We start from the raw sequence: 26,235 nt of genomic DNA, 5'->3' as shown, positions 1-26,235 counted from the left end.
TGGTTGACACGCTCTTGATCTGCCGGCCAGCGGCCGGCACTACCACCCGTGCGGCCTGATCGCCGGCATGGCCCGGCGCTTTCTGCTCTGGTGGGTTTCAACCGGGACCGCCTTGGTGGGTGTCAACCGTTGGTTGGCACGCTTGGGATCTGCCGGCCAGCGGCCGGCACTACCAGACATCGCGTCCCGCCGCCGGGCACGGCCCGGCGCTACCGTTGGGCGGCGCGGTACAATGACCGGGTGGCAAGACATCGTTCAACTTCCTTCCCTGGTCCCGATCTGCTGAGCGTCGATCGGGAACACCTGCGCCCGCTGGCCGAGCGCATGCGGCCGCGCACTCTCGACGAAATGGTTGGGCAGAAGCGCCTGCTGGCGCCGGACAGCGCGCTGCGTCGCGCGGTTGAATCCGGTCGCGTGCATTCAATGATCCTGTGGGGGCCGCCGGGCTGCGGCAAGACCACGCTGGCGCTGCTGCTGGCCGAGTACGCCGATGCGGAATTCCGTGCCATCTCTGCCGTGCTGTCCGGGCTGCCGGAGGTGCGCCAGGTGCTGGCCGAAGCCGCGCAACGCTTCGCGGAGGGCCGGCGCACCGTGCTGTTCGTGGATGAGGTGCATCGCTTCAACAAGGCGCAGCAGGACGCCTTCCTGCCGCACATCGAGCGCGGCACGATCCTGTTCGTCGGTGCCACCACCGAGAATCCGTCGTTCGAGTTGAATTCCGCATTGCTGTCGCGTTGCCGCGTGCATGTCCTGGAAGGCGTTTCGCCCACCGACATCGTCGAGGCGCTGGAACGTGCGCTGGGTGATCGCGAGCGCGGCCTGGGCGAAGAGGGTATCGAGGTCGCCCCCGAACTGCTGCTGGAAATCGCCACCGCCGCCGATGGCGACGTGCGCCGTGCGCTGACCCTGTTGGAGATCGCCGCGGAACTGGCGGGCGGGGAGGGGGGACGCATCACCCCGCAGACCCTGGCCCAGGTGCTGGCCGACCGTACCCGTCGCTTCGACAAGGGTGGCGAGCAGTTCTACGACCAGATCTCGGCGCTGCACAAGTCGGTACGCAGCTCCAACCCGGATGCCGCGCTGTACTGGCTGACCCGCATGCTCGATGGTGGCTGCGACCCGTCCTACCTGGCGCGCCGGTTGACCCGCATGGCCATCGAGGATATCGGCCTGGCCGATCCGCGCGCGCAGAGCATGGCGCTGGAAGCCTGGGACATCTACGAGCGGCTGGGCAGCCCGGAAGGCGAGCTGGCGTTCGCCCAGCTGGTGCTCTACCTGGCCAGCACCGCCAAGTCGAACGCCGGCTATGCCGCCTTCAACCAGGCCAAGGCCGACGTGCGCGAGAGTGGTACCGAAGAAGTGCCGCTGCACCTGCGCAATGCACCGACCAAGCTGATGAAGGAGCTCGGCTACGGCGCCGAGTACCAGTACGACCATGACGCCGAGGGTGGCATCGCGCTGGACCAGACGGGTTTCCCGGATGCGATGGGCGAACGGGTGTACTACAACCCGGTGCCGCGCGGCCTGGAAATCAAGCTGAAGGAAAAGCTGGACCGGCTGCGTGCCGAGCGCGAAGCGGCGAGGGCGGCAAAGGGTCGCTGACCCGATTTATGTAGCGTCGAGCCGCGCTCGACTCCGCTCTGGACCGGGCCAGCAGCGCCTGCGGCAACGGCAGCCGAGCATGGGCTCGGCTCTACAGGGCCAATGGCAGCCGAGCATGGCTCGGCTCCACAGTGTTCCCGGCGGCGGTCTTTGGCACACTGCGCGGCCACTTTTTCAAGGATTGATGCCGTGCAGGAAATGATTCTGCCGTTGAAGCGCTACGCCCAGTTCGAGGGGCGTGCCAACCGTCGTGAGTACTGGATGTTCCAGCTGTTCATGCTGATCGTCTCCGCCGTCCTGATGGTGCCGCTCGTTGCCGGGCTGGTGATGCAGTCCGACGTCCTGGGCATCGCGTCGATCATCCTGTTTGTCGTGTTCTGGCTGGCCACGTTCGTGCCGGTCATCGCCGTCACCGTGCGCCGCCTGCACGACTGCAACCAGTCGGGCTGGATGTACCTGCTGGCCTTCGTTCCGTTCGGCGGCCTGGTGATCTTCGTATTCGCGCTGCTGCCGGGCACGCCGCAGGAAAATGCTTATGGTCCGGTGCCTTCGGGGCCGTGACATTTCGCGAGTCGGGCATGGCTCGACTCCACAAGAGGCAAAGAAAAGAAGCCGGCATTTCGCCGGCTTCGTCTTTACTTGATGGTGCAGTCGCCGAAGGACAGGTAGTCCGTGCCGGAACTGAACTGCAGCGTGCAGCTGGCGGTGAACGTCGCGCCTTCTTCCAGTGCGCCCAGCTTGGCCGCCTGCTGTTCGTCGTCGCTGGTCAGCCGGGCCAGGACATTGCCCTGGTCGTCGCCGGCCTCGATCAGCGGCTCGCCCGCCAGGTTGCTGGAAACGCTCAGGGCTACGGCAGTGAATGTCACCGTCTGGTTGAGTTGGTCCATGCCCAGTGACGAATTGCCGGCTTCTTCAAAGGCCTGGTAGAGCGTTGGCAGGTCCTGTGCGGCATGGGCGGCCAGCGGCGCAAGCAGGCCGAGGGAGAGGGCGATCAGGGTGGTGTGCTTCAAGGGAGTCTCACAATCATGGGATCCAATCCCATGGCGGTTGTGTGCAGATGAACGCGACCCGGATGGCGGCAAGTGCCCGCCATCCATGGCTGCGCTGGAAGCGGGGCGATCCAATGCCCCGATGGGCGGCAAAATAGGGGAATTGCTGCCCCTTGCGCAACCCGGGCATGCGCGCGCGTGATACACAGCGTGACGTTTGATCGATGTGATAATCATTCGCGTTTAAGGTAGACTGCGGTCCCTTGTGAACCGGCGGCCCTGGGCCGCTTCTGCCGCCGCTGATGAAGCACTTTGTTCCGCCTTCGCGCCGTGGTCCGCTGGCCCGCGGCTTGGCCGCCTTGATGATGGGTCTGCTCCTGGTCACCCCATATGCCCATGCACAGCAGCGCAACCCGCTGCAGAAGATCGGCCGCACCGTGCTCGACGAGCCGGCGGCCAGCTATCGCTTCGAGCATTTCGTGGTGGACAGCCCGGACCAGCAGCGCCGTTGGCGGGTGAACCTGGCGATCCCGGCCAAGGCCGGCAAGGTGCCCTCTCCGGTGCTGTACGCGCTGGACGGCAACGCCGTCGCCATGGTCCTGGATCAGCCGTTACTGGCCGAGCTGGCCGCGCGCAAGGCGCCACCGGTGCTGGTGCTGATCGGCTACGACAACGACCTGCGCATCGATTCCAAGGCGCGCACCCGCGACTACACCGCATGGATCGACCGTGCCGACGATGAGAGCGGTACGACCCAGGCGGTCGGCGGTGGTGCTGCGGCATTCCTGGATGTGATCGAACGCCGCATCAAGCCGGAAGTCGAGCGTCGCGCACGCATCGACACGCAGCAGCAAGCGCTGTGGGGCCACTCACTGGGTGGATTGTTCGTGCTCAATGCGCTGTACACGCGTCCGGCCGCCTTCCAGTCCTATCTGGCCGCCAGCCCGTCGCTGTGGTGGAGCCAGGGTGCGGCGCTGGGGGATCCGGAACAACAGTTCGTGCAGAACGTGCACGGCCAACCGGCAAGGCTCTGGCTGATGCTGGGCGGTGCCGAGCGTGTCGGTGATCGCGGCAAGCGCGACATGAACAATCCGCGCGTGGTCGCGCACCTGCGCCGCATCGGTGGCGCCACCCCGGATGCGGCGATGCAGCTGTCCGAGCGCTTGGGCAAGGTGCCGGGCCTGAGCGTGCAGTACCGCGAGTTCCCCGGCCTTGGCCACGGCCCGATGCTGCCGGCGTCCTTCCATGCGGCGCTGCATGAGCTGTACGGCGTGACCGATCGCAGCGCCGGCGATGGCGCGCCCAATGGCGGTGACAACGCCGCCGAATGAATCCCTTCGCACGCGCTGCCGTGCGACCCCACTACCCAGGCGAGGCTGCCGACGTGCAGCGGCCCAGGCAACCGATGACCCCCGCGCCACGTGGCGCGGCCTACGTGTGCAAGGAGCCTGCCATGTCGTTCCGTCCGTCTCTCCGTCTTACCTCTCTCGCTGCCGGCCTGCTGCTGGCAGTGACCGCCACCGCGCAGCCGGTGTTCGACCAGCCGGCCAACGCCACCTTCAAGGGTGAGGTCGTCTCACGCGGTGAGAACGTGGTTCCCGGCAGCACCGCCGACGTGGTCGGCCGTGGTTTCGTGCCGGGCCAGAAGGTCAGCCTGCTGCGTGGCGACAGCGTGCTCAACGCACAGCCGGTGGTGGTCGATGCCGATGGCAACTTCAAGACCCAGCTGAGCATTCCGGCCAACGCGGTGCCGGGCACCCACCCGGTGGTGGTGCGCGCCAGCCAGCCGGCTGCGGCCACGGTGCTGAAGCTGCGCGTGTCGCCGCAGTTGCCGCTGTCCGGCCAGGCGCAGTTCGCCACCCGGTCCAGCAAGCTGGTGCCGGGCCTGTACCAGTCCGCCTACAGTGCCGCCAGCAACGCAGTGTTCGTGACCTCGGCGGTGGGTCGCCCGCCGGTGACCCAGTCGCAGCTGCTGAAGCTGGACCCGACGTCGCTGAAGGTGACCAGGGCGATCACCCCGGCGCAGGTGCCGGGCAGCACCAATGGTGCGGTGTACGCGGTCTACGGCGTGGGCGTGGATGACACCAACGGCAATGTCTGGGTGACCAACACCCGCCAGAACTCGATCGCGGTCTACCGGCAGAAGGACCTGTCGCTGGTCCACCAGTTCCCGGCCGACACTGTGCCGCACGCGCGCGACGTGGTGGTCGATGGCACCCGCGGCAAGGTGTTCGCCTCGGCCACGGGCGAGGACCACCTGTCGGTGTTCGACGCCAGGACCTTCAAGGAGCTGCCGGCAGTGACGCTGGAATCCGGCGTGGACGACGGCACGTTCACCCCGATGAGCCTGGTACTGGACGAGAAGGGCGGCAAGCTGTTCACCGTCAGCATCGGCACCCCGGAAGCGGCGGTGATCGATGTGGCCAGCGGCAAGGTCGAGAAGGTCATCGATCTGGGCAATTCGATCAGTGCCTCGGGCGTGGCCTTCGATGCGGCACGCAACCGCCTTTACGTCGCCTCGCAGGGCACCGACAACCTGCTGATCGTCGACGTGGCTGCCGGCAAGGTGCTGCATGACGTGCCGGTCGGCGCCGGTGCGCTGAACGTCGCCTTCGATGATGCCTCCGGCCTGGCCTATGTCAGCAACCGTGGCGCTGGCACGGTCACCGTGGTGAATGGTGACGGCAAGGTGGTCGCCAATCTTGATGGCGGCACGCTGCCGAACCACGTCCGCGCCGATGGCAAGGGCAACGTGTTCGCGGTGAACAAGTCGCGCGGCGCTGAGGACCCGAAGGGTGACCGCATCACCCGCATCACCCCGAAGCAGTAAGTCACACGGTGGGGCGGCGTGCGCGCCGCCCTGCCAGCAAGGAGAACGAGCATGAACATCGCGTCCCGTCTGCGCCTGTGTGCGCTTCCGTTGGCTGTTTCGCTGGTACTGGCCGCCTGTGGCGGCGCGTCGACACCGCCTGATGGCCAGAAGGCCGCCGAGCCGCCCGCCGCACCGGCCGCTGCCGAAACCGCGTTGCCGGCAGGCTGGCAGCGCGTGGCCGGTGCCGAGCTGCCGGCCGTGCATGACCAGAAGGCGGTGCTGCCGGCCAAGGTGCATTCCGATGACGGCGCCGATATCGAGGTGACCGATACCAGCCGGATCATTGCCGGTGGCGACGACGTCATCGCGGTGATCGAAGCACTGGGGCTGGGCACGCAGGTATTCGCCGCGCCGACCAACACCACCACCCAGGCCGGCCTGGCCGCGCCGCACCAGTTCCTGTTCAACCGCACCACCGGCGTGGAGGGCGTGCTGAGCCTGCAGGGCTCGCTGTTCCTCGGCAACAGCCTGCGCCGCCACACCGAGCTGGCCAAAAAGCTGCGCGAAGTCGGTGAGCCGGCGGTGGTCATCGATGATCTGCAGCCGGCCCCGGACAAGGTGCGCAAGGTCGCCGCCGCACTAGGGCTGGCCGAAGCGGGGCAAACATTGGCCACGCAGGTGCAGCGCCAGCTCGACGAGGCTGCAGCGATTGGCAAGGGCCTGGGCCATGCGCCACGACTGATCCACGTATCGGCCACCGGCGCTGGCGGCTCGCCCACTGTTGCCGGTGCCGACAGCGCGTCAGCGCAGCTGATCGCGCTGGCCGGCGGCATCAACATCGGCACCGAGGCCGGGGTGAAGAACTACTCGCAGCTGAGCAACGAGGGGGTGGTCGCCGCGGCACCGGAGGTGATCCTGGTGACCGAGCATGACCTGCGGCTGTTCGGCGGTGCCGAAGGCCTGTGGAAGGCGTACCCGACGCTGAAGCAGACGCCGGCCGGGCAGGCCAATCGGGTCTGGGTGATGCCGGATGTGCAGCTGAAGTACACCAGCGTGGGTTCTGGTGCGGGCGCGCTGGCGCTGGCCAAGGCCCTGGCAGCCTTGCCGAAGGCATGAGTCCGGCGGATCGGCGCCGCCGTCGCGGGCGGACGATGTTGATGGTGGCGTTGCTGGCGCTGCTGGGGGCAGTGCTGGCGTCGTTCGCCGTGGGTCCGTTGCGGTTGCCGCCGCTGGAGGTGATGCAGGCGCTTGCGGTGAAGCTGGGCCTGCTTGACCCAGGGGCAGTCAGCAGCCGTGATCTGGCCGTGGTCTGGCAGCTGCGCATTCCGCGCGCCCTGTTGGGCGCGATGGTCGGTGCGTCGCTGGCGATGGCCGGTGCCAGCCTGCAGGGCCTGTTTGGCAATCCGCTGGCCGACCCCGGCATCGTCGGTGTCAGCCAGGGTGCTGCGCTGGGTGCGGTGGCTGCCATTGTTCTCGGCGCTGCCGGTGCGGCCGGCTGGCTGGTGCCGGTGGCAGCCTTCGTCGGCGGCGCGCTGGCGATCGGCCTGACCTATGCGCTGGCCCGGCCCGGCAAAGGCAGTGGGAATGCCACGCTGCTGCTGGTCGGCATCGCGATGGCCGCGTTCTGCTCGGCGCTGATTGGTTTCCTTACTTACATCGCCAGCGAAAGCGAGCTGCAGTCGCTGGTGTTCTGGCAGATGGGCTCGCTGGCGCGCGCCAACTGGGCCGACGTGGTCGCGGTGGTGCCGCTGTTTGCGCTCGGCGTGTTTGCGCTGCAGCGACTGGCCACGCCGCTGGACATGCTGGCGCTGGGTGAGCGCCAGGCGCAGCACCTGGGGCTGGACGTGACCCGTACGCGGCGTCGCCTGGTCGCGTTCAGTGCGCTGCTGGTGGGCGCAGCGGTGGCGTTCGCGGGCTCGATCAGCTTCGTCGGCCTGGTGGTGCCGCACGTGGCGCGACTGCTGGTCGGCCCGGGTCATCGCTGGCTGCTGCCGTTGTCCGGGCTGCTCGGTGCGCTGCTGATCGTGGTGGCCGACACCGCCGCACGCACGCTCGATCCACCTGCGGAGATTCCGCTGGGCCTGTTCTCGGCCGCGCTGGGTGCGCCGTTCTTCCTCTGGCTGGTGCTGCAGCAGCGCCGCAAGGCGGCGCCATGAACGTGCTGCTGAAGCTGCACGAGGTGGTGGTGCGCCGCCAGCAGCGCGAGATCCTGCATGGCATCTCGCTGGCGTTCGAGCCGGGCACGGTGACCGCGCTGGTTGGCCCGAACGGCGCGGGCAAGTCTACGTTGCTGGCGGTGGCGGCCGGTGACCTGCGCGCCGATGCGGGCGAGGTGAGCCTGCTGGGCAAGCCGTTGGCCAGCTACAAGGCCGGGCCGCTGGCACGCGAGCGCGCGGTGATGCCGCAGGAGCATGGCGTGCGCTTCGCCTTCAGCGTGGAGGAAGTGGTGGCGATGGGACGGTTGCCGCATCCGCCGGATCCGCGTGTGGACGATGCACAGGTGGAAGCTGCCATCGATGCCGCCGAACTGCAGGCGCTACGCCTGCGCGAAGTGCAGCAGCTGTCCGGTGGCGAGTCCGCCCGGACCACGTTCGCGCGCGTGCTGGCGCAGGACACGCCGCTGCTGTTGCTTGATGAACCGACCGCGGCGCTGGATCTGCGCCACCAGGAGCGTACGTTGCGCAGTGTGCGTGCCTGTGCCGAAGCCGGTGCGTGCGTGATCGTGGTGCTGCACGATCTGAACCTGGCCGCCGGCTATGCCGACCGCATCGTGTTGCTGGAACAGGGCAGGGTGGCCGCCGATGGCACGCCGCTGCAGGTGCTCACCGAAGACAACCTGCAGCGGGTCTATCAGCAGGATGTGGTGGTGCTGGAGCATCCGCGGCGCGGGGTGCCGTTGGTGGTGGTGACGTAGTCCGGATCTGCTGCCGTCGCCGCGTATCATGTCTGACCGGTATTCCCTCAATGGACTGATGCAATGATCTGTAGCATTTCGCGCGGCACGCTGCTGGCCGTGTTGGTTGGCTTCGCAGGCGCTGCGACTGCGGCTTCAACCTCTCCGGTTTCGCTGACCGATGCGGCGGAGAATGCCTCGCTGATCGAGATACGGCATTCCGCTGGCGCGGGTTCTCCTGTTGCGTCCATCCGGACGCAGTACTTCGCCAGCGAGGAAATGTCCGTGAGTTGGGATGACCAGCAGGTGCTGGTGCTTTGCAAGGAGGCGGCATACCTGCAGATTCCCCCTGCCAAGCTCAAGGCCGGTGCGTTGAGCACCGAGCAGCGGCAGATGATCGTCTACCAGGCGCTGATGTCCGGCCTGGGTGCTGTCGCGGGCGTGGTCGGGCCGGCGGGCGAGATGGTGGCTGTGGCGGATGACGGAAGCGAGACCCGCAGCATTGGTGAAAGCCATTGGGCGTACGGTATCGAGCGCTACGACGTCACCACCCAGCGCATGCCGGGCGGCGCGCTGCGTGTGCATTCCCGCAAGACCGAGACCGTGAACACGACGCCCCCGGCGAGCCCGGACGACACGTTCAGCACCGAGGATGACCAGGCGGCACGCCTGTCCGAACTGGCGCCGGTGGGGAGCTGGACCGAGGTGCTGATCCATGGTGGCCCGCAGCTGCCGCACATTGACCCGGCGACGTCGCTGAAGGGGTGGATTTCGATGGGGGATGACCAGGCGGCGACCGTGGCCGAGGCGCGCACGCTGCACGGCTGCAAGTAAGGGCTGAGAGGAGGCAGATCCCTTTGCCCAGGGTCAAAGGGATCTGACCCCGATCATTGTCGGCCTCATCGTTCCATTTATGTTTGCAATATTCACTTGCGCGCCAGATTGGCAGGTCTAGAATGCGCCCCATGAACCGGATGCCGCTCCTGAAGTTTTTCACCCTGACCCGCGCCAACGCGGAACGGGCGTGTCTGCCTGGAGCCCCACGAGGCCGTTGAAGCGGCCATCGCTGGACCTTCGACAGAGCGCCCCCCGGGCGCTCTTTTCGTTTCTGTTTCTTGTGAGTCGACTGACAGTCGACGCTACCCAGCCGACGCTACCCAGTACCGCAAAGGAGAACGTGCCATGCACCAGATCGCCGAGACCGAACGCTAGCCGCGCACCCTGCCGCCAACCGGGGGGCGCGGCCCCTGAAGTTGGCTTTGCAGGAATCTCTATATGAACACCCAAGTCCTTTCCCGTCGTCGCAACCTTGGCATCATTGCCCACATCGACGCCGGCAAGACCACGCTGACCGAACGCCTGCTGTGGAAAAGCGGCGAGATCCACCGCGTCGGTGAAGTGCACGACGGCAACGCGACCACCGATTTCTCGGCGATCGAACGCGAACGCGGCATCACCATCGGCGCTGCCGCCGTGCAGGCGCAGTGGGCGCCGCGCGACCTGCCGCCGCATCGGCTGACCCTGATCGACACCCCTGGCCACATCGACTTCGCCATCGAGGTCGAGCGTTCACTGCGCGTGCTCGACGGCGCCGTGGCCGTGTTCTCGGCCGTGGATGGCGTGCAGCCGCAGTCCGAAACCGTGTGGCGCCAGGCGCGTCGCCACCGCGTGCCGCTGATCGCTTTCGTCAACAAGATGGACCGCGTCGGCGCTTCGTTCGAGCGCGTACTGGAGCAGCTGCGGGACAAGCTGCGGGCGCGGCCGTGGGCGCTGGGCGTGCCGTTGGGCAGCGAAAGTGGCTTCAACGGCTGGGTCGATCTGGTCGATGAGCGCGTGCTGCAGTGGCAGGATGGTGCCGCAACCACGGTGACCCCGTGGGAGCAAGCGACGCGGGCCCAGTGGCAAGCCCAGCGCGATGCGCTGGTCGAGGCCGTGGCCGATCACGATGAGCAACTGGCCGATGCCTGGCTGGAAGGTCGCGTGATCGACGCCGGGCAGCTGCGCGCGGCGATCCGCCGGGCGACGCTGGCGGGTGCGGGCGTGCCCGTGCTGGCCGGTGCTGCGTTCAAGGACAAGGGTATCGAGACGCTGCTGGACGCCGTGGTCGATTACCTGCCGTCGCCGCTGGATCGCCCTGCCGTCAGCGCCGAAAGCGATGAGGGCGAGGTCGTGCTGCCGCCGGACCCGGACGGTCCGCTGGCCGGCCTGCTGTTCAAGATCACCCACCAGCAGCACGGCGCGTTGAGCTTCGTGCGGCTGTACTCGGGCACCTTGAAGGTGGGTGATGCGGTGGCCAGTTCGCAGCATCCGCAGGGGCGGCGTGTCAGTCGCCTGGTGCGGGTGCAGGCCGACCAGACCCACGACATCGAACAGGCCGTGGCCGGTGACATCGTTGCAGTGCTGGGCTGGAAGGATGCGGTCAGTGGTGAAACGCTGAGCGGTCGTGCGCAGCCGCTGCGCCTGGAGAACATCCAGGCACAGGCACCGGTGCTGGCGTGGCGGTTGGAGCCGGCGCGTGCGGCCGACCTGATCCGGATGGCACAGGGTTTGGCCAGCCTGGCCCAGGAAGATCCCTCGTTCCGCGTCGAAACCGATCGCGACACGGCGGAGACCCTGGTCTGGGGCATGGGCGAACTGCACCTGGAGGTGATGGTCGAGCGCCTGCGCAGCGAATGGAAGGTCGACGTAGGCGTAGGTGCGCCGCGCGTGGCCTACCAGGAGACGCCGATGCGTGCGATGACCGGCGTCGTCGGGCGGCTGGTCAAGCAGACCGGCGGCCAGGGCCAGTTCGCGCACGTGGTGCTGGATGTATCGCCGCGCGAGGACGACCAGGTCGTATTCAACGACCGCATCGTCGGTGGCGTGGTGCCGCGCAGCTTCATCGCGGCGGTGGAGAAAGGTGTGCGTGCTGCGCTGTCGGAAGGCCCCCAGGGCCATCCGGTGGTCGGCATCGAGGTCAGTCTTGTCGATGGCCAGACCCATGCCAAGGACTCCTCGGAGATGGCGTTCCATCGCGCAGGCGCCGAGGCGATCAAGGCGGCGCTGGCCGAAGGCGGCACGCAGCTGCTGGAGCCGGTGATGGCGGTGACGGTGCATTCGCCGTCAGCGTCGGTGGGTGATGTGGTCGGCGACCTCAACCGCCGCCATGGTCGCATTGCCCGCATCGACGATCAGGATGGTCGCGCCGAGGTCAGTGGCTTCGCACCGCTGGCGCAGCTGGTGGGCTATACCACCTCGCTGCGTTCGCTCAGCCAGGGGCGGGCCAGCAGCGAGGCGCACCTGCATGGCTACGAGCCGGTGCGCGCTGCATGAAGAAGGTGAGGGGAGCCCGTTCGCGGGCTCCCTTTTTTGTGGGTTCGGGTTTCCGCATCCATGCATGGCGTGGATCTACCGGGTGATCGGGTCGCGAGCTCTGCACTAGATCCACGCCATGCGTGGATGGGGCCCTCGCGATGCGTTTTTTTGCATTGCGATGCAACAAAACTGCAGAAAAAGCTGGATTAAAGTGATGCCTCACGATAAATTGCGCACCCCCCGTTGCTCGCCGCCGCCCGCACCCCTCTCATGCGTGATGACAAAGACCCCGGAACCCTGGAGCTGACCCTGCCGCGCAAGCGCGGTCGTCCGCCCAAGTTCGGGTATGCGATGAGCGATGCGCAGCGGGCCGCACGCTATCGTGCGCGCCGGGCAGGGCAGGCCAACCACGCCGATGTGCGCTCCTGCAGCGACATGGTGCTGCTGGACAAGATCCGTGCAGCGGTGAGCGCGCGCGACACCGAACTGGCCGGGTTCCTGGTCCACGTGCTCTGGCAGCGCTACCCCCTGCAGCTGAAATAGTTCGCTGGCGGGGTGGCCGTTGTCATCGAGCTTGTTGATAATGCGGGATTCAGGTTGTTCCCGCTGGCGTGCCCGGGATGGCAGGCGCGCATGATCGAACGGTTCCCAAGATGACCACCACCAGCGACACCACCACCGAAGCGGCGCCGAGCGGCGCTCCCCTGTTCTATACCCGTCCGGTGCCGCTGCAGGCCGATGTGCACGCCGATCTGCGCATCCTGCCGGGCAAGCTCGAGTTCGCCGCCGGCAACAACGCCATTCCGCTGGTGCTGGGCGAGTTCTCGCTGGCGCTGCATCATTTCCCGATCCTGTTCGCCGGCCCCGGTGCGGTTCCGATGGCTGCCGTCGGCGTGTCCGACCAGAACCTGTTCATCAAGGACGGCCTGTGGGAAGACGAGGCCTATATTCCGGCCTACCTGCGCCGCCACCCCTTCATCTTCATCGACACCGGCGCGGAGAATGACTTCCTGCTGGGCATCGACGAAGAAAGCCCGCGCGTGGTCAAGGGCGGCGAGGAAGGCCAGCCGCTGTTCGTTGACGGCAAGGCCACCGAAATGGTGCAGCAGGCGCTGGAGTTCTGCGGCCAGTACACCCGCGAGCACGAACAGACCCTGGCCTTCTCCAAGGCCCTGACCGACAACGGCCTGCTGGTCGAGCGCAACGCCACCGTGCGTACCCCGGATGGCCGCGAGTTCAACCTCAATGGCTTCCTGGTGGTGGACGTCGAGAAGTTCGTTGCGCTGCCGGAAGCCACCGTGGTCGAGTGGCACCGCAGCGGCTGGCTGGCACTGATCCACCAGCACCTGATGTCGCTGGGTCGCTTCAATGACCTGACCCGTCGCCAGGTCGAGCGCCTGGCCGCCTGATCAAGGCATTGGCAGGGTTCCCGCTGGGCGGGAGCCCTGTCCGGCCTTCAGCACGTCCAGCAGGCGCCGCGCATCGGCCCAGTCCGGCGCGGCGTCATGCGCCAGGTCGACCAGCTCCGCCGCGATGGCCGCATGCTCGCATTGGCCCAGCATCTGCAGCGTGCCCTGCAATCGGTGCGCGTGATGGCCCAGTGCCGATGCATCCGCTCGATCAATAACCCGCTCCATGTTGCCGAGCTCATCGTGGATGTCGGCGATGTAGGCCGCGTCCATGTCAATCGTCTGCGCGGCTGCGCCCAGGCCCTCTGGTCGCGCAATGTCGAGCGCAGGCAGCAGCTGGGCGGCGCGCAGCGGCTTGGCCAGCACCGCGTCGAAGCCCGAGCGGTGGCAGCGTGCGCGATGACGCCGTCCGGTGCGGGCAGACAATGCGATCAGGCGAACGGTGCGCCCGGCAGACCCGCGTAGCTCGCGCGCCAGCACGTGACCATCGGCGCCAGGCAACCCAATGTCGATCAGAGCAACGGAGCGGGGCTGTCGTGCCTGTTCGGCCAGGGCACTGGCCGCATCTTTCACGGCGCACACCTCTGCGCCCCAGCGCCGCAGCTGTTCGGCGATCACGTGGCGATTGAGCTCGTGGTCCTCGACCAGCAGCAGGTGCAGTCCGGCCAGTGGCGTATCGCCCACGGGCATGTCCTGGGCATCCACGCCGGTGCCAGCCGGGCACACCGGCAGGCGCAGGATGAAGCGACTGCCACGGCCCAGCACGCTGTGCACGGTGAGGTCGCCGCCCATTGCGCGGGCCAGCTCGCGCGCGATGGAAAGCCCCAGCCCACTTCCGCCACGCCGCTGTCCGCTGCTGCCTTGCTGGAAAGGCTGGAACAGGGTGGCTACCTGCGCCGGCGCGATGCCGATGCCGCTGTCGATCACCTCCAGCAGCAGCGCCCGAGGACGCGCCGCCGGCATCAGTTGCAGGCGCAGCTCGATGCGGCCGGAATCGCTGAACTTCACTGCGTTCGCCAACAGATTGCTGGCAATCTGGCGTAGCGCATCGGCGTCCACCAGGATGTTCGACGGGGATGCGCCCTGGGCATCGAGATGCAGCTGCAGGCCTTTCCGCTGGGCCTGTGGCCGGATCGCCTCCAGAGCCTGCCGGCACAGCTGGGTTGCATCGCAGGGTTGCGCATGCGGCTTGAAAGCGCCGCTCGCAAGGCGCGAAAAATCCAGTGCGCGATTCAACAGGCTGCGCAGGGATTGGCTGGCGCTGCTGGCAGCGGCGAGCAGGTCACGCTCGCCCTTGGGCAATGTCGATTGCCCCAGCAGCTCGATCGAGGTCAGCACGACCTGCGCCGAGTTGCGCATCTCGTGGCTGATCACGCCGATGGCATGCGCGCTGCTTCGGTCACCGCGCGCCCGCAGGTGGCGCATTGCGAGCCACAGCAGCGGCAGGGCAATCAGCAGTGGGGCCAGCAGCAGCCACCCGCGCGGGGGCGACGCCTGCATCCAGTCCAGTGCATTCCCGGCCGCGGCAGGCAGGGTCTGGCCTGCCCATAGGTGGAGCAGGCCTGCGTGCTCTTCCAGTGTGATCTCCCGCAATGCCTGTTCGATGCGCCCAAGCAGTTGCTGGTCTTCCCGGCGAACCAGCAGGTAAAGGTCGGTGGAGAAGCCGCTATCGAACGGCTGCAAGCGCAGGCTGCCATTGAAATGGCGTCGAACCAGGGGGCGCAGCGTGGGCTCCAGGCCAATCGCCACGTCCGCCAGCCCGCTTTCGACTGCCGCCAGTGCTGCATGCCGGTCTGGCAGCTGCCGCAGCCGGACCTGCGGGTGATGCGCGTGCAGCCAGCTGGCGTAGGGCCCGCCTTCAACGACGGCGATGACCCGGCCGTCGAGTTCGCGCATCTCCCGTGGCAGCCACTCGCCGGCGCGTCCGGCCAACAGGGTGGCGCCGCCACGGAATGCGGTGGACGCGGCAAGGCCGGGGCAGGGCAGCGGCTGGTGCCTTGCGTCGCCAAACACCATGACCAGGTCAGCCTCGTGATGGCATACAGCGAGGATTGATGCGGCGGTTGTCGGGTAGGGGTGTTCCAGGAAACGGAATTGGGCGTGCCGCGCCACCAGGTTGGCATAGCCATGGGCGAGCGTTGGCGGTGATGACGGATCGGCCAGGGCCGCGGGCAGGGGGCGCAGGGAGGGAGTCGTGGCGACCCGTACAGTGCTGCCCGGCAGCCAGCGTGGCGAGCGGATATCTTCGGCCGAGGCAGCCGGCAGGAGAAGGAGCGCCAGCAGCCCCGTGGAGAGGAAGCGGCGGCGCAACGGCGGCTGGCGCCTCACGGTGTCTCCAGTCGTTCGCGCAGTGCGTAGATTTCCACGTCGCTGCGCAATCCCAGCTTGCGCAGCACAGCAACCTTCTGCGTGCTGACAGTCTTGATGCTGCGGTGCCGCCGCAATGCGATCTCGGAGACCGTCAAGCCTTCCAGCAGCAGGCCCAGCACTTCGCGCTCGTTGCGGCTGAGCTCGCCGCGGTCGCCGGCCAGCCTGACGTCCGGTGGAACCCGGGTCAGGCCCTGGGAAACACGTACGATGGCGTCGGACAATGCAGCAAGCGGTTCGGCCTTGCTGACGAATCCGTGGAGTCCGGCATCGATCAGGCTGTTGAGGTTGGTGGTGGGGCAGAGCGTGGCGAAGGCCAGCAATGGCGTGCGCGGGAATTCCCGGCGCAGCAGCGCAACCAGCTCAAGGCTACCCAGGTCGTCACGGGCAAGCGTGAGATCGATGATGGCCACATCCACTGGTGTGCGTTGCAGGCTGCAGAGCAGTTCGTTGCTGCAACCGTGGCTGGCGACGATGTCGAAGCGGAGATCGCCTGACAGGTGCAGGGCGGTGCCGCGACGGACGACTTCGTGATCGTCCAGGAGCGCCAGGCGAAGCCGACGCGGTGCAGGAAATCCATTCATGCGCGGGAGGTGGTCGGCGCCCATGGGCGTGGCCGCCATTCTGGCGCCGCTGTCGCGTCGAACATCGAATTCGTTGCGTTTTTACGACTATTCCTAAAGATCGATGGACGCAGTTGATCGGCCGGGGCTTACGCATTCGTGACGTAAATGGATGGGGTGCTGCAGGCGTCCCGTCGTGGCTGCCGGAACCATTAATGTGACGCGTCACGCTGGCGTGACCCTGCGCCCGTGACCTGACTGGTTGACGCCGTCAGGGCAGGGCAGGGCTATCGAGTCTGCACGCGGGGGATCGACATGCGACCCAGGAACTGCGCCGGGGTGATGCGGGGCAACTGTTTGGCATGGGCGTCTGAGAAGTGGCGCAGGCCGCCCCAGAGTGCGGTGTCTCCGATCAGGAAGCAGCGGTGCTGGGCACGGGTGACGGCGACGTTGAGCAGATTGGGCTTGCTGGAGGCCCAGTGCGCCGCGCCCACCGTGTCCGTGTCGCAGCCCAGGACCATCCAGACAATGCTTTCCTCCTTGCCCTGGAAGGTGTGCACGGTGCCGACGCGCTCCCTGCACCACGTGCGCAGTTCGGTGGTGCGTGGCGCCTGCGTGCCGGGTGGGGCGTCCGGGCCAAGCCAGGCGTCCTGGCTCCGCAGTCGCTCGAGCAGGGCATTCTTGATGCGCTTGAAGGGCGAAATGATGTAGACCGGGGGAAGGCTTCCGGTGCTGTGATAGAGCGCGGCCAACGCCTGCTGCACCAGGTCGATCTGGCACGGCACGACCTGCTTGTCGCTGGTGCGGCCGGGGGCGTGTACCCAGGCGCTGCTGCCGATGTCCAGGCTGTCGGCGGGTGGCCGCGCCGCACTGGGTTCCCAGGGGTTGGAGAAGATCATCTTCCCCTCGTAGGCAATCGTGTTGGCAATGGAGAACATCGGTTCGACGCAGCGACGATGCACGCGCAGCGGACTGCCGATCCAGAGCGGCGAGCCGCCGGACTCCATGCGGGCACCGAGCGGGTTGGCCTCGTCGGCCAGTACCTGTACGGAGGTCTTGTCGGGCGAGACGTTCACGCCTGCGGGCAGTGCGCTGGTTCGGCCCAGCGCCTGCAGCAGCTTGACCGGCACGGTGAACACCGGCTCGATCTGTAGCGGATCACCCACCACGACCGCGCGCCTGGAGCGCAGCAGTGCACCGACTGCCGCCTGCGGCACGGCCTGGCCAGCTTCATCGATGAACAGCCAGCCGATCGAGTCCGGCCCCAGATGTCGGAACTGGCGTGCGACCGAGGCGAACGTGCTGGAGACAACCGGCACGATCATGAACAGGCTCTGCCAGATGGCCAGCGCATCGCGTGGCTCCTGCAGCCGCTTGCCACTCAGCAGGTGGCACAGTGCAATGACGTTCTGGGCGAAGCCGCCGCCCTTCTGCACCACTTCGTGCAGCCAGGCCTGGTGAAGCTGCAGTGCCGCCACGAAGAGATTGGCGCGCTGCTCGTTGAGCTGCTCGCTGTTCCAGACTCCCTTGATCTGCCAGTCCTGACCTTCCAGTTCGGCCGCGTTGGCGGGATGGGACGCGGTGCCGAATTCGGCTTTCAGTTGTTCGAGCTGTTGCGTCATTCCAGCCCATTGCTGCGCCCGTGCCTGCGCGGCGGCCGATGCCTCGGCCAGGGTGCTCGCGGTTTGGCCCAGGTGCTGTTGCGCCGTATCACATTGCGTCCCGAGTTCGAGCTCGCGCTGGGTCCATCGGTGCTGATGATCTGCGTTCTGCACCATTGCGGCCGCATGGCTGTGCGCGCGCTGCCGGTCAAAGATGCGGGCCCACCAGCCAGGCTTCTCTTCCCTGAGCAGGATGCGTTGCGCCTTGAGCAGGGCGAGCTGTTCATCGGATCTGCTGCGCTGGCTCTCGAGTGCACGGCACTGCTGTGCAGCTTCCTCATGCGCGCGCTGTGCATCGCGAAGCTGAGAAGTCGTTTGCCGGCAGAAGCTCTCCTCATCGTTGCCGCTGATTTCACGGCTGAGCGAGGCAAGCCGATCCAGCTTTTCGACCAGGCCATTGACGATCGCATCGGCCTTGCCGAACGCCTGCCTGGCCTGCTGGAAGCTCATGGCTGCTGGGTTGTCCCGCCACTCCCAGAGCGACTGGTGGCGGGCGCGGTCGTAGCCCTTCGGGGTTTTGCCATCTTTTGGGGCGCTCCTGCTGATGGCCCGCACAAGTGCCTCGCGGTTGGCCTTCCTGCCCAGCGCGCAGCTGATCAACCCCCAGGCATCGCTGTCTGCCGCCGGTCGTTCATAGGCGCCCCTGCCGTTCCATTCGAGCAGGTTGCGGGCCAGTGGCCGCAGGTAGTCGAAGGTCACGTCCCCTGTGCTGTTGCGCCAGCGCGACCCTCCGGGCTTGCCCAGTGACCGGCTCTTCGGCAGGTCACGCGAAATATTCTCCACGGCGGCATTGTTCGACGATGCGACCACCATCTCGAAGCCGGTCAGGTCGGCCTTCAGTGGCGAGACCCTGCACGGCTTCTCACCTTCGAAGTTCACTTCGCGGGCTGGGCCGAGCGCAGCGGCTGGCGTCGCGTACTGTGACAATGCACGTGCACGCCGCACGATGTTCTCAGCGAAGACCTCACGCAACAGCGTGGTCTTCCCGGTTCCGGGCGGGCCATTGACCGAGAAGATGCCTGAATCGCGCACCTGCTCGAAGATGCTGTTCACAGCGAACTGCTGCATCAGGCTCATCGTGTGTGCAGGATCGCCGGGCCAGTGGCCCCGATTGATGTGGCGCGGGCGCAGCCGGTCGGCAATCAGCGCATGGCCTTCTGGGGTGTAAAGGTCTTCGCGTCGGCTTTCAGGCAATGGGCTCAGATAGGCGCGTAGCGGCGCACTGGCCTTGCCCTGGTCGAGTGCGCCGATGGCCCGCGCGATATCCTCGACGAAGAAACTGTTGAGGATGCTGATCTCCGCGTCCTCTTCGGGCTGGGCCTCGTCGTCCTCGACGTCGTCCGCTTCCGCCGTTGGCTCGTTGTCCGGCCCTGGGGGTGTGGCTTTTGCTGCCCGTTCCGGCTTCGGCTTGTCTTCAACGCTTTTCGCCCGGATGACCAGCAGCGGAGCGGACGCGTCGCCCGCGGAAGGGTCATGACCCGACCAGTTGCACAGGATGTCGAGCAGGCGCAACAGGTCGTCGGGGCTGCAGGGCGTTGGGCCCTCACCCTGTCCGGCGGGGGTGGCAGCGGCGCTGCGGAACGTTGCTACGTCGCGCTTGAGTGCTTCAAGGCTTGCCTGGAAGGCATCGAAGTCCAGGCCCTGCAAGCCACGCCTGGAGATCGTGCCCAGTGCCCACGGAACGGTCGATACCGAGATTTCACCCAGCTGCAGCACGCCCTCGGCGCTTGCCCGCAGGCTGGCCGCGCAGGTCAGGCCTTCCAGTTCGGCCCGTTCGTCCTGTTCCAGCGACTCGTCTCCGCTTGGCGTCTCAGCCAGTACCCGCTGGGTGATATCGGCCAGCTGGGCTTTGTCGAATATGCCGAGGTAGACATCGAATCCGCTCAGCCCGCGACCGAATGGCAGGGGTGGGGACCACAGATCCTTCGGGTCCAATCGCTCGAGCTGATCCCTGGACAGCTGCCGTACGCTCCAGTCCGCGTCCTTCGACTCAAGGACCTGGCCCTGCAGATCGTAGGGTATGAAGAACTCAACCCTGTGCCAGAAGCTGAGGATCGCGCGATGACTGGCCTGCAACGTGTTGCGTCGTTCTTCCTTCAACTGCCTGTTCCTTCCATTGTGAAATCGGCCACGACCGGAATGCACCCTTCGTCGGCCATTGTGGCCGGCGCGCACAGCCCTGCATTGGCCATTAGCGGCCGCCGCGGTCGAGTCTTGAGTGTTCGCGACCCCAGCGCCAGCTACTGCAGGCAGGGCAGGTGCGGCGTTGCTGTACGCACGGGTCCGGCAGCGGCTGCGCGCGTGCCGGATGAACAATGCGGCAGCGGTGATGAATGCGACATCCGGCGCAAGCAGATGTCGACACGCCCTGCCGTCAGCAGGTGCTGCGTGGGGATGACCGATGGCTCAGCGCACCGACTGCGGCACGCGCCTCAGCTTTGCGGTGTCGTAACCCATGGCCGCGATGCGCTGCACGGCCTGCTGGTAGTCGCTCTCGGACACCTGTGGCGTGCGTGCCATGTACCACACGTAGTCGCGCTTGCTGCGCGCGACGATGGTCTGGCCGTAGTCATCGCGCAGCCAGGCAATCACATACTCGGCCTGGATCGGCCAGATGAACTGCATGCCCCAGATGGCGCCGTTGCCGTCCTTCTCGACCCGTCCAACAGGGTGCATCGACTTCTGGGGGGCGTCGAAGCTGCCCTTGCGATAGGTGAAGGTGGTCTGGATGCGCCCGTCGGGCTTCAATGCGTAGCTCTCCACCGCGTCGAAAGCTTTGCGCTCCGGCCATGAGGGGATGTGGGCGATCACATACCAGTCGCCCATGAAGCGTGGCACGTCCACTGAGGGCGGGCGGGGCAGGGGACGGGTATCGGTGGAACTGCAGCCGGAACCAAACAGGCTCAATGCCAGCAGGGGAAGCAGCGAGCGCATGCGCATGTCACACCTCAACGGGGGCGGAACAGATAGTGGGCGACCAGCCACTGCTGGCCGTCGTCGTAGCCGAACAGCTCGGCGCATGCCATCCAGAACATGCGCCAGCGCTGCCACCAGATCTTCGCGGCGGCCTGGCCGTAGGTCGCGACCAGCACCGGCATCACCGCCTCGCGTGCTGCATCCTGGTTGGCCAGCCAGTGGTCGGCCGTGCGCTGGTAGTGGGTGCCGTCCAGCAACCAGCGCTGGTCAAGCCGCAGGTCGCGCTGGAAATGCAGCAGCGTGTCGGCCGCCGGCATCAGGCCACCAGTGAAGAAATGGCGGCCCATCCAGTTGTCGCCGCCCTCGGTCTCGAACGGGTACATCAGCGTGCGGTGGGCGAAGATGTGCACGAACAGCGCGCCGTCGGGCTTCAGCCACTGGCTGATGCGCGCCAGCAGGCGCTCGTAGTTGCGCACATGCTCGAACATTTCCACCGAGACGCAGCGGTCGAAGCGTGCGGTTGGCAGCTCGAGCTGGTTGACGTCGCGGGTGATCACCTCGACGTTGTGCAGCCCCCGGGCCTGGCACTGCGCCATGATGTGCTGGCGCTGGCTGTGCGAATTGGACACGGCGGTGATCGCGGCGGTGGGATAGCGCTCGGCCATCCACAGGGTCAGCGAACCCCAGCCGCAGCCCAGTTCGAGGATCTGCTGGCCATCGGCCAGTCCGGCGCGCTGGCCGTACAGCTCCAGCATGGCGTCCTCCGCCTGGTCCAGCGTTTCGCGCCCGGTGGGGTAGTAGCAGCTGCTGTACTTCAGGCGCCTGCCCAGGCAGGCCTGGAAGAAGGCCGCCGGAACCTCATAGTGCTGGCGGTTGGCCGCGTCGGTATGCAGCGCGAGCGGGCTGTCGGCCAGCTCGGCGATGCGACGGCCGAAGCGTGCGGACTGTGCTTCGATACCGCCCAGCATTTCCTCGTGCAGGCGTTGCGCGCACAGGCGACGGATGCCGGCGCGCAGCGCGGCATCGGGAACCAGGCCGCGTTCGGCCCAGGCGATCAGCCCGGTTTCCGCGTCGTCGGCCGGGGTCAGTGACGGAATCGCGCTCATGCGGAATGCTCCTTGGAAGGACGAGGGAACCAGGGGAAGAACATCGGCGTGCTGCGCTGGTAGGCGCGGTAATCGTCGCCGCGGCTGCGCAGCGCCTGCTTTTCGGTGAACGGAATGCCGCTCAGGTAGCGCAGGAACACATACATCAGCAGCGGGCCGGACCACGCCAGCCACCACAGCGGCGAGCCGACCGCGAGCAGGACATAGCTGAACCAGTGCAGCCACTCGAAGAAGTAGTTGGGGTGGCGGGAGTAACGCCAGAGCCCGGCGCGGCAGGTGCGACCCTGGTTTGCCGGATTCGCGCGGAACCGGGCCAGCTGATGGTCGGCCAGGCTCTCGCCGCCGACGCTCAGCAGCCAGACGAGTGCGGCGGCCACGACCCACAACGTCATGCTGGTCTGTGGATTGGCAGCCACCGCGACGAAGGGCAGGGCGAACAGCACGACCAGCAGTGCCTGGGCCATGAAAAAGCCGAAGATCTTGGCTTGATGCCCTTGCCAGTACTCGCGCAGATAACGGTAGCGACCGTCTTCCTGTTCATGGCGGACCCGATGCCACAGGTGCAGTGCCAGTCGGCTGCCCCACAGGCCACCGAGCACGCCCAGTGCAATCCGTGGCGCCGCCGCACCATCGCCGAGCCACGCCAGCAACAGGGCCGAAGCACCCACGCCCTTGGCCCAGAGCACATCGACCACGCCGATGTTGCGGTGGCGCCGCTGCCAGGCCCAGCCCCAGCTCATCACAAGCACGGCATACAGCAGTACCCACACCAGATTGATCATGACGGCGCTCCGGCCAAGGGCGGCGGGATGGTGCGGGAGCCGCGACGAGCGGCCATGCACAGCAGCGAAAGCGCGATGCTCCAGCCCACCCCCAGTACCAGCAGGCCTTGCCACAGCGGCGTAGTGAATCGAACCGCATCGAAACCGCGCGCTGCGGAGAGATAGGCCAGCGGGGCCAGCAGCAGGCCGAACGCGGCTGGCAGGGCAGGGTGGCGAAGCAGGAAGCGCATCGAAGTGGTCAGCGTCATCGCAAACGCGGCCCACAACGCCATGATCCAAAGGGGTGGCGTCCAGCCCAGCGGGGCCGCGGCGTAGCGTACGGTGCCGCTGGCGGCGGCACTGGCGTCGACCAGCCACGCGCAGGCCAGCGCCAACAGCATCAGCCGAAGATCCAGCCGAGGTTGCGGCGAGGTCAGCAGCTGGCTGCCGATGTAGAGCGACGCTGCCAGCAGCGCCGGCCATTGCCAGCCGCGCCCGGCGCCGGCCACGGCGCACAGCCAGACCAGCTGGTTGCCAAGCAGATTGGCCCAGAACCGGCGCACCTCAGCCGCCTTGACCCGATGCGCCAGCGGGACGATGCCCGGGGCGCGCCAGCAGCAGATGCGAAACGCCGATCGAACGCTCCAGGAAGCCGCCCTCGCAATAGGCCAGGTAGAACTCCCACATCCGGCAGAAGCGCGTATCAAAGCCCTGTGCCTGCACAGCGGGCAGCTGGGCAAGGAAGCGTTGGCGCCAGGCGCGCAGGGTCAGTGCGTAGGAGTGGCCGAAATCCTGCTGGGCGACCAGCTGCAGGTCACTGGATCGGGTCTTGGCCGCCATGATCGCGTTGATCGACGGAATGAAGCTGCCCGGAAACACATAGCGCTTGATGTAGTCGACGCTGCGCCGTGCCTGCTCGTAGCGGTGATCTTCGATGGTGATGGCCTGCAGCAGGGCGACACCATCGGGCTTGAGCAGGCGCTGCAGCGTTGCCATGTAGGTGTCCAGGTATTCGGCGCCGATGGCTTCGATCATCTCGATCGATACCAGCTTGTCGAACTGGCCCTGCAGGTCGCGGTAGTCCTGCATCAACAGCGTGACCTTGTCCTGCAGCCCGGCGACGCGGACGCGCTCGCTGGCCAGTGCATGCTGCTCGGCGGAGATCGTGGTTGTGGTGACGTGGCAGCCGTAGTGCTGCGCCGCGTGCAGCGCAAAACCACCCCAGCCGGTACCGATCTCCACCACGCGGTCGCCCGGCTTGAGCTGCAGCTGCTGGCAGATGCGGTTCAGCTTGCGCCGCGAGGCGGATTCCAGCGACTCGCCTTCTTCGGCGAACAGGGCCGAGGAGTACATCAGGTCCGGTGACAGGAACAGGGCGAAGAAGTCGTTGCCGAGGTCGTAGTGCGCGGCGATGTTGCGGCGGCTGCCTTCACGGCTGTTGCGGCGCAGGCGGTTCCAGCCGCGCAGCAGCCAGCCTCCCACGCGCGCCGGGCCGTGTTCCATGCTGTCGAGCAGATCGCGGTTGCGCACGAGCAGCCGGATCAGGGCGACCAGGTCGTCACAGCGCCATTCGCCATGTATGTAGCTTTCGCCGGCGCCGACGCTGCCCTGGGCCGCCACCTTGCGATAGAACGCCGGGTCCTCGATGGTGACGGTGACATGCAGCTCACCGCGGGCATCGCCCAACCAGACTTCGCCCAGCGCGTCGCGCACGCACAGGCGGCCGTCGCGCATCGGGGCGAGCTGGGCCAGCAGGCGGCGGCGCAGGAAGGCATCCAATGCGCCGGGGCGCGGCAGCGCGACCGAAGGAATCATCGAATTCATCGCGGTTTCTCGGCAAGGGTAGGGTGGTCGTGTACGGGATTGCGTTTCAGCCACAGCCGCAACGCATGCCAGTGGATGGCGGCCACCACCTGGGTGGTCATCAGTGGATAGCAGGCCAGGACGCGGGCCAGCCCGCGGCCATCCAGGGGGTGTCGTTGCATGACCTGGGTGGCATCAAACTGGCGCGCGCCGTCGCGCCAGACCTGCATGTGCACGCGCAGGTCCTCATCAGGGCAGTTGAACCGCCAGTCGTAATGACAATCCATCGGCATGAAGGGCGAGACATGGAAGCATTTGTCGAACCGCCAGCGCAGCGAGGTGCCTTCCTGCGTGGCCGTTGCGACCGGCAGCACGTAGGCGTGACGTTCCTTCCAGGGTGTGTTGGTGATCTCGGCGACGATGCAGTCCAGCGTGCTGCCATCGGCCCGGTAGCAGTAGTAGAAGCTGACCGGGTTGAACACGTGACCGGCGAAGCGCAGATGGGTGAGCAGGCGGACCGGGCCGGTGGGCCGGTAGCCCAGGGTTGATGCAGCGTGGTCGCGCACTGCATCGGCCAAGGGCCGCGCGGGATCGCCGAAGTAGTCGCTGCGACGGAACTCGGCCAGATTGCGGCGATTGATCGACCACAGCCAGCGCCCGGCGAACACGCTGTCGAGTTCATCCAGGTCGAGCAGCAGCTGTGCGATCGGATAGCGGAACGCATGCGGGTGTGGCAGGTGCCTGCGGTGCGCCACCTGCCCGAAGTAGAGCGCACTGGCGCTCATGCGGCCACCTCGCCGGGAGCCGCCATGACGTGGTGCGGTTCACAGGTGCGCAGTGCATCGACCACGCGGCGGGCGCTGCGGATGCCGTCCTCATGGAAGCCCCAGCCCCAATAGGCGCCTGCGAACCAGGTGTGGCGGCGGCCCTGCAGCTCGGCCCAGCGCTGTTGCGCGCGCACTGCGGCATGGTCGTGCACCGGGTGCGCATAATGCAGGGTGCGCAGCACCTTGCCGGGGTCGATTGCTTCGCTGCGGTTGAGCGTGACCACCAGGGGCGTGCTGCCGGGCAGGCCCTGCAGCTGGTTCATGCAGTAGCTGACCGTGCAGGGCGCAGCAGGGTCGCGGGGCACATGGGCATTCCATGCCGCCCACGCCTTGCGGTTGCGCGGCAGCAATGACGCGTCGGTGTGCAGCACCGCTTCGTTGGCCTGGTAGCGGATGGCGCCGAGCACGTCGCGTTCGATGGGGTCGGCGTCACGCAGCAGCGCCAGGGCCTGGTCGCTGTGGCAGGCCAGGATGACCTCATCGAAGCCTTCCACGCCGGCCGCGCTGTGCACGCGAGCGCCCCACGGCATGCGCTCGACCGACTGTACCGGGCACTCCAGCCGCTCATGCACCCGCCAGCGGGCGCGCAGGGCGTCGACATAGCGGGCCGATCCACCGCTCACCACCCGCCACGGTGCACGCCCGGTCATCTGCAGCATCTGGTGGTTGGCCATGAACTGGGCCAGATAGCGCGCCGGGAAGTCCATCACCGTGGCCGTCGGGGACGACCACAGCGCGGAGGCCATCGGCAGCAGGTGCTCGTCGATGAAGGCATCGCCGTAGCGCTGGCTGCGCAGGTACTGCCCCAACGTTGGGCCCTCGTCTTCTGCCAGCAACAGGGGGGCATCGCGGTAGAACCGGCGCAGGTCGGCCAGCATGCCCCAGAACCGCGGCGACACCAGGTTGCGGCGCTGGCAGAACAGGCCATCCAGCGAGGTGGCGTTGTACTCCACGCCGCTGCGCTCGCTGTGCATCGAGAAGCTCATCGTGGTCGGCTGCGAGGCGACGCCCAGCTCGTCGAACAGTGCGGTCAGCAGCGGGTAGTGCTGGGGATTGAACACGATGAAGCCGGTGTCCACCGCCATGCGGACGCCATCCACCTGCACGTCGTGGGTGTGGGTATGGCCGCCCAGATAGTCGTTGGCCTCGAACAGCGTGACGTCGTGTTCGCCGTCCAGCCACCAGGCGCTGGCCAGTCCGGCAATGCCCGAACCGATGATCGCGATGCGCAT

At 67.0% G+C, this 26,235-nt stretch carries 22 protein-coding genes; 11 read left to right on the top strand and 11 right to left on the bottom strand.

The window, feature by feature from the left end; all coding sequences use genetic code 11:
- The first annotated feature begins 324 nt into the window (after positions 1–324).
- Both AC5P8F_RS14160 and AC5P8F_RS14155 read left to right on the top strand, forming a co-directional pair.
- On the top strand, positions 325–1,602 hold the full coding sequence (locus AC5P8F_RS14160) for a replication-associated recombination protein A (protein WP_329767776.1): 1,278 nt from the start codon (positions 325–327) through the stop codon (positions 1,600–1,602).
- A gap of 189 nt (positions 1,603–1,791) precedes the next feature.
- Positions 1,792–2,163 carry a DUF805 domain-containing protein gene (locus tag AC5P8F_RS14155; RefSeq protein WP_014647091.1) on the top strand — a complete coding sequence of 124 codons (372 nt, stop codon included), beginning with the start codon at positions 1,792–1,794 and terminating at the stop codon, positions 2,161–2,163.
- 74 nt (positions 2,164–2,237) lie between these two features.
- On the opposite strand, the gene AC5P8F_RS14150 is transcribed toward AC5P8F_RS14155, so the two are convergent.
- Positions 2,238–2,612 carry a hypothetical protein gene (locus AC5P8F_RS14150; protein WP_014647092.1) on the bottom strand — a complete coding sequence of 125 codons (375 nt, stop codon included), beginning with the start codon at positions 2,610–2,612 and terminating at the stop codon, positions 2,238–2,240.
- Between the two features lie 281 nt (positions 2,613–2,893).
- Between AC5P8F_RS14150 and AC5P8F_RS14145 the strand changes: the two genes are divergently transcribed.
- The 9 genes from AC5P8F_RS14145 (at position 2,894) to AC5P8F_RS14105 (ending at position 12,999) form a co-directional block, all read left to right on the top strand.
- The gene (locus AC5P8F_RS14145) at positions 2,894–3,922 is read left to right on the top strand and encodes an alpha/beta hydrolase (protein WP_032961047.1); all 1,029 of its coding nucleotides are present in this window, start codon (positions 2,894–2,896) and stop codon (positions 3,920–3,922) included.
- A 122-nt stretch (positions 3,923–4,044) separates the two neighbouring features.
- A complete protein-coding gene (locus AC5P8F_RS14140) occupies positions 4,045–5,421 on the top strand; it encodes a YncE family protein (RefSeq protein WP_262225156.1) in 1,377 nt (458 codons plus the stop codon).
- Positions 5,422–5,472: 51 nt separating this feature from the next.
- Positions 5,473–6,519 (top strand): heme/hemin ABC transporter substrate-binding protein, encoded by a 1,047-nt coding sequence (locus AC5P8F_RS14135; RefSeq protein WP_014647095.1) that lies wholly within the window; start codon positions 5,473–5,475, stop codon positions 6,517–6,519.
- Entirely contained in the window at positions 6,516–7,559 is a 1,044-nt protein-coding gene (locus tag AC5P8F_RS14130) for a FecCD family ABC transporter permease (RefSeq protein ID WP_329890262.1), read from the top strand. The genes AC5P8F_RS14135 and AC5P8F_RS14130 overlap by 4 nt, the downstream gene beginning before the upstream one ends.
- Positions 7,556–8,317: a heme ABC transporter ATP-binding protein gene (locus tag AC5P8F_RS14125; RefSeq protein WP_495228414.1), complete on the top strand. Its 762-nt coding sequence runs from the start codon at positions 7,556–7,558 to the stop codon at positions 8,315–8,317. The genes AC5P8F_RS14130 and AC5P8F_RS14125 overlap by 4 nt, the downstream gene beginning before the upstream one ends.
- Positions 8,318–8,380: 63 nt before the next feature.
- Positions 8,381–9,130 (top strand): hypothetical protein, encoded by a 750-nt coding sequence (locus tag AC5P8F_RS14120; RefSeq protein WP_478409641.1) that lies wholly within the window; start codon positions 8,381–8,383, stop codon positions 9,128–9,130.
- Positions 9,131–9,571: 441 nt separating this feature from the next.
- Positions 9,572–11,608 carry an elongation factor G gene (gene fusA, locus AC5P8F_RS14115; protein ID WP_049439864.1) on the top strand — a complete coding sequence of 679 codons (2,037 nt, stop codon included), beginning with the start codon at positions 9,572–9,574 and terminating at the stop codon, positions 11,606–11,608.
- A 252-nt stretch (positions 11,609–11,860) separates the two neighbouring features.
- The gene (locus AC5P8F_RS14110) at positions 11,861–12,133 is read left to right on the top strand and encodes a hypothetical protein (RefSeq protein ID WP_005409616.1); all 273 of its coding nucleotides are present in this window, start codon (positions 11,861–11,863) and stop codon (positions 12,131–12,133) included.
- A gap of 110 nt (positions 12,134–12,243) precedes the next feature.
- Entirely contained in the window at positions 12,244–12,999 is a 756-nt protein-coding gene (locus AC5P8F_RS14105) for a SapC family protein (RefSeq protein WP_032961063.1), read from the top strand.
- Here the strand turns inward: AC5P8F_RS14105 and AC5P8F_RS14100 are convergent, their stop codons facing one another.
- The 10 genes from AC5P8F_RS14100 to AC5P8F_RS14055 form a co-directional block, all read right to left on the bottom strand.
- On the bottom strand, positions 13,000–15,327 hold the full coding sequence (locus tag AC5P8F_RS14100) for an ATP-binding protein (RefSeq protein ID WP_495228411.1): 2,328 nt from the start codon (positions 15,325–15,327) through the stop codon (positions 13,000–13,002).
- Positions 15,324–15,950, bottom strand: coding sequence for a response regulator transcription factor (locus AC5P8F_RS14095; RefSeq protein WP_046430494.1), 627 nt, complete (start codon positions 15,948–15,950; stop codon positions 15,324–15,326). The genes AC5P8F_RS14100 and AC5P8F_RS14095 overlap by 4 nt, the downstream gene beginning before the upstream one ends.
- Before the next feature lie 266 nt (positions 15,951–16,216).
- Complete coding sequence (locus tag AC5P8F_RS14090; RefSeq protein WP_197604993.1) at positions 16,217–19,690, bottom strand: AAA domain-containing protein; 3,474 nt, start codon at positions 19,688–19,690, stop codon at positions 16,217–16,219.
- A gap of 306 nt (positions 19,691–19,996) precedes the next feature.
- Complete coding sequence (locus AC5P8F_RS14085; RefSeq protein WP_111206860.1) at positions 19,997–20,530, bottom strand: lipocalin family protein; 534 nt, start codon at positions 20,528–20,530, stop codon at positions 19,997–19,999.
- 8 nt (positions 20,531–20,538) lie between these two features.
- Positions 20,539–21,612: an SAM-dependent methyltransferase gene (locus AC5P8F_RS14080; RefSeq protein ID WP_100450030.1), complete on the bottom strand. Its 1,074-nt coding sequence runs from the start codon at positions 21,610–21,612 to the stop codon at positions 20,539–20,541.
- Positions 21,609–22,394 (bottom strand): DUF1295 domain-containing protein, encoded by a 786-nt coding sequence (locus tag AC5P8F_RS14075; protein ID WP_046430504.1) that lies wholly within the window; start codon positions 22,392–22,394, stop codon positions 21,609–21,611. Before AC5P8F_RS14075 ends, AC5P8F_RS14080 begins: the two co-directional genes overlap by 4 nt.
- Complete coding sequence (locus AC5P8F_RS14070) at positions 22,391–22,936, bottom strand: DUF2878 domain-containing protein (protein ID WP_014647125.1); 546 nt, start codon at positions 22,934–22,936, stop codon at positions 22,391–22,393. The genes AC5P8F_RS14075 and AC5P8F_RS14070 overlap by 4 nt, the downstream gene beginning before the upstream one ends.
- A gap of 1 nt (position 22,937) precedes the next feature.
- Positions 22,938–24,197 carry an SAM-dependent methyltransferase gene (locus tag AC5P8F_RS14065; RefSeq protein WP_180834686.1) on the bottom strand — a complete coding sequence of 420 codons (1,260 nt, stop codon included), beginning with the start codon at positions 24,195–24,197 and terminating at the stop codon, positions 22,938–22,940.
- The gene (locus tag AC5P8F_RS14060; protein ID WP_014647127.1) at positions 24,194–24,961 is read right to left on the bottom strand and encodes a DUF1365 domain-containing protein; all 768 of its coding nucleotides are present in this window, start codon (positions 24,959–24,961) and stop codon (positions 24,194–24,196) included. The genes AC5P8F_RS14065 and AC5P8F_RS14060 overlap by 4 nt, the downstream gene beginning before the upstream one ends.
- Positions 24,958–26,235, bottom strand: a complete 1,278-nt coding sequence (locus tag AC5P8F_RS14055; RefSeq protein WP_049439856.1) for an NAD(P)/FAD-dependent oxidoreductase — start codon at positions 26,233–26,235, stop codon at positions 24,958–24,960. Before AC5P8F_RS14055 ends, AC5P8F_RS14060 begins: the two co-directional genes overlap by 4 nt.

This window comes from Stenotrophomonas sp. YJH_SMC_69, assembly GCF_059370495.1.
This window is presented reverse-complemented; position numbering and strand designations above follow the sequence as displayed.

Coding starts and splice junctions, on each gene's coding strand:
- AC5P8F_RS14105 (WP_032961063.1), top strand. CDS start 12,244: ATGACCACCACCAGCGACACCACCACCGAAGCGGCGCCGAGCGGCGCT.
- AC5P8F_RS14085 (WP_111206860.1), bottom strand. CDS start 20,530: ATGCGCATGCGCTCGCTGCTTCCCCTGCTGGCATTGAGCCTGTTTGGT.
- AC5P8F_RS14080 (WP_100450030.1), bottom strand. CDS start 21,612: ATGAGCGCGATTCCGTCACTGACCCCGGCCGACGACGCGGAAACCGGG.
- AC5P8F_RS14110 (WP_005409616.1), top strand. CDS start 11,861: ATGCGTGATGACAAAGACCCCGGAACCCTGGAGCTGACCCTGCCGCGC.
- AC5P8F_RS14060 (WP_014647127.1), bottom strand. CDS start 24,961: ATGAGCGCCAGTGCGCTCTACTTCGGGCAGGTGGCGCACCGCAGGCAC.
- fusA (WP_049439864.1), top strand. CDS start 9,572: ATGAACACCCAAGTCCTTTCCCGTCGTCGCAACCTTGGCATCATTGCC.
- AC5P8F_RS14055 (WP_049439856.1), bottom strand. CDS start 26,235: ATGCGCATCGCGATCATCGGTTCGGGCATTGCCGGACTGGCCAGCGCC.
- AC5P8F_RS14160 (WP_329767776.1), top strand. CDS start 325: ATGCGGCCGCGCACTCTCGACGAAATGGTTGGGCAGAAGCGCCTGCTG.
- AC5P8F_RS14130 (WP_329890262.1), top strand. CDS start 6,516: ATGAGTCCGGCGGATCGGCGCCGCCGTCGCGGGCGGACGATGTTGATG.
- AC5P8F_RS14120 (WP_478409641.1), top strand. CDS start 8,381: ATGATCTGTAGCATTTCGCGCGGCACGCTGCTGGCCGTGTTGGTTGGC.
- AC5P8F_RS14145 (WP_032961047.1), top strand. CDS start 2,894: ATGAAGCACTTTGTTCCGCCTTCGCGCCGTGGTCCGCTGGCCCGCGGC.
- AC5P8F_RS14065 (WP_180834686.1), bottom strand. CDS start 24,197: ATGAATTCGATGATTCCTTCGGTCGCGCTGCCGCGCCCCGGCGCATTG.
- AC5P8F_RS14075 (WP_046430504.1), bottom strand. CDS start 22,394: ATGATCAATCTGGTGTGGGTACTGCTGTATGCCGTGCTTGTGATGAGC.
- AC5P8F_RS14135 (WP_014647095.1), top strand. CDS start 5,473: ATGAACATCGCGTCCCGTCTGCGCCTGTGTGCGCTTCCGTTGGCTGTT.
- AC5P8F_RS14140 (WP_262225156.1), top strand. CDS start 4,045: ATGTCGTTCCGTCCGTCTCTCCGTCTTACCTCTCTCGCTGCCGGCCTG.
- AC5P8F_RS14095 (WP_046430494.1), bottom strand. CDS start 15,950: ATGAATGGATTTCCTGCACCGCGTCGGCTTCGCCTGGCGCTCCTGGAC.
- AC5P8F_RS14125 (WP_495228414.1), top strand. CDS start 7,556: ATGAACGTGCTGCTGAAGCTGCACGAGGTGGTGGTGCGCCGCCAGCAG.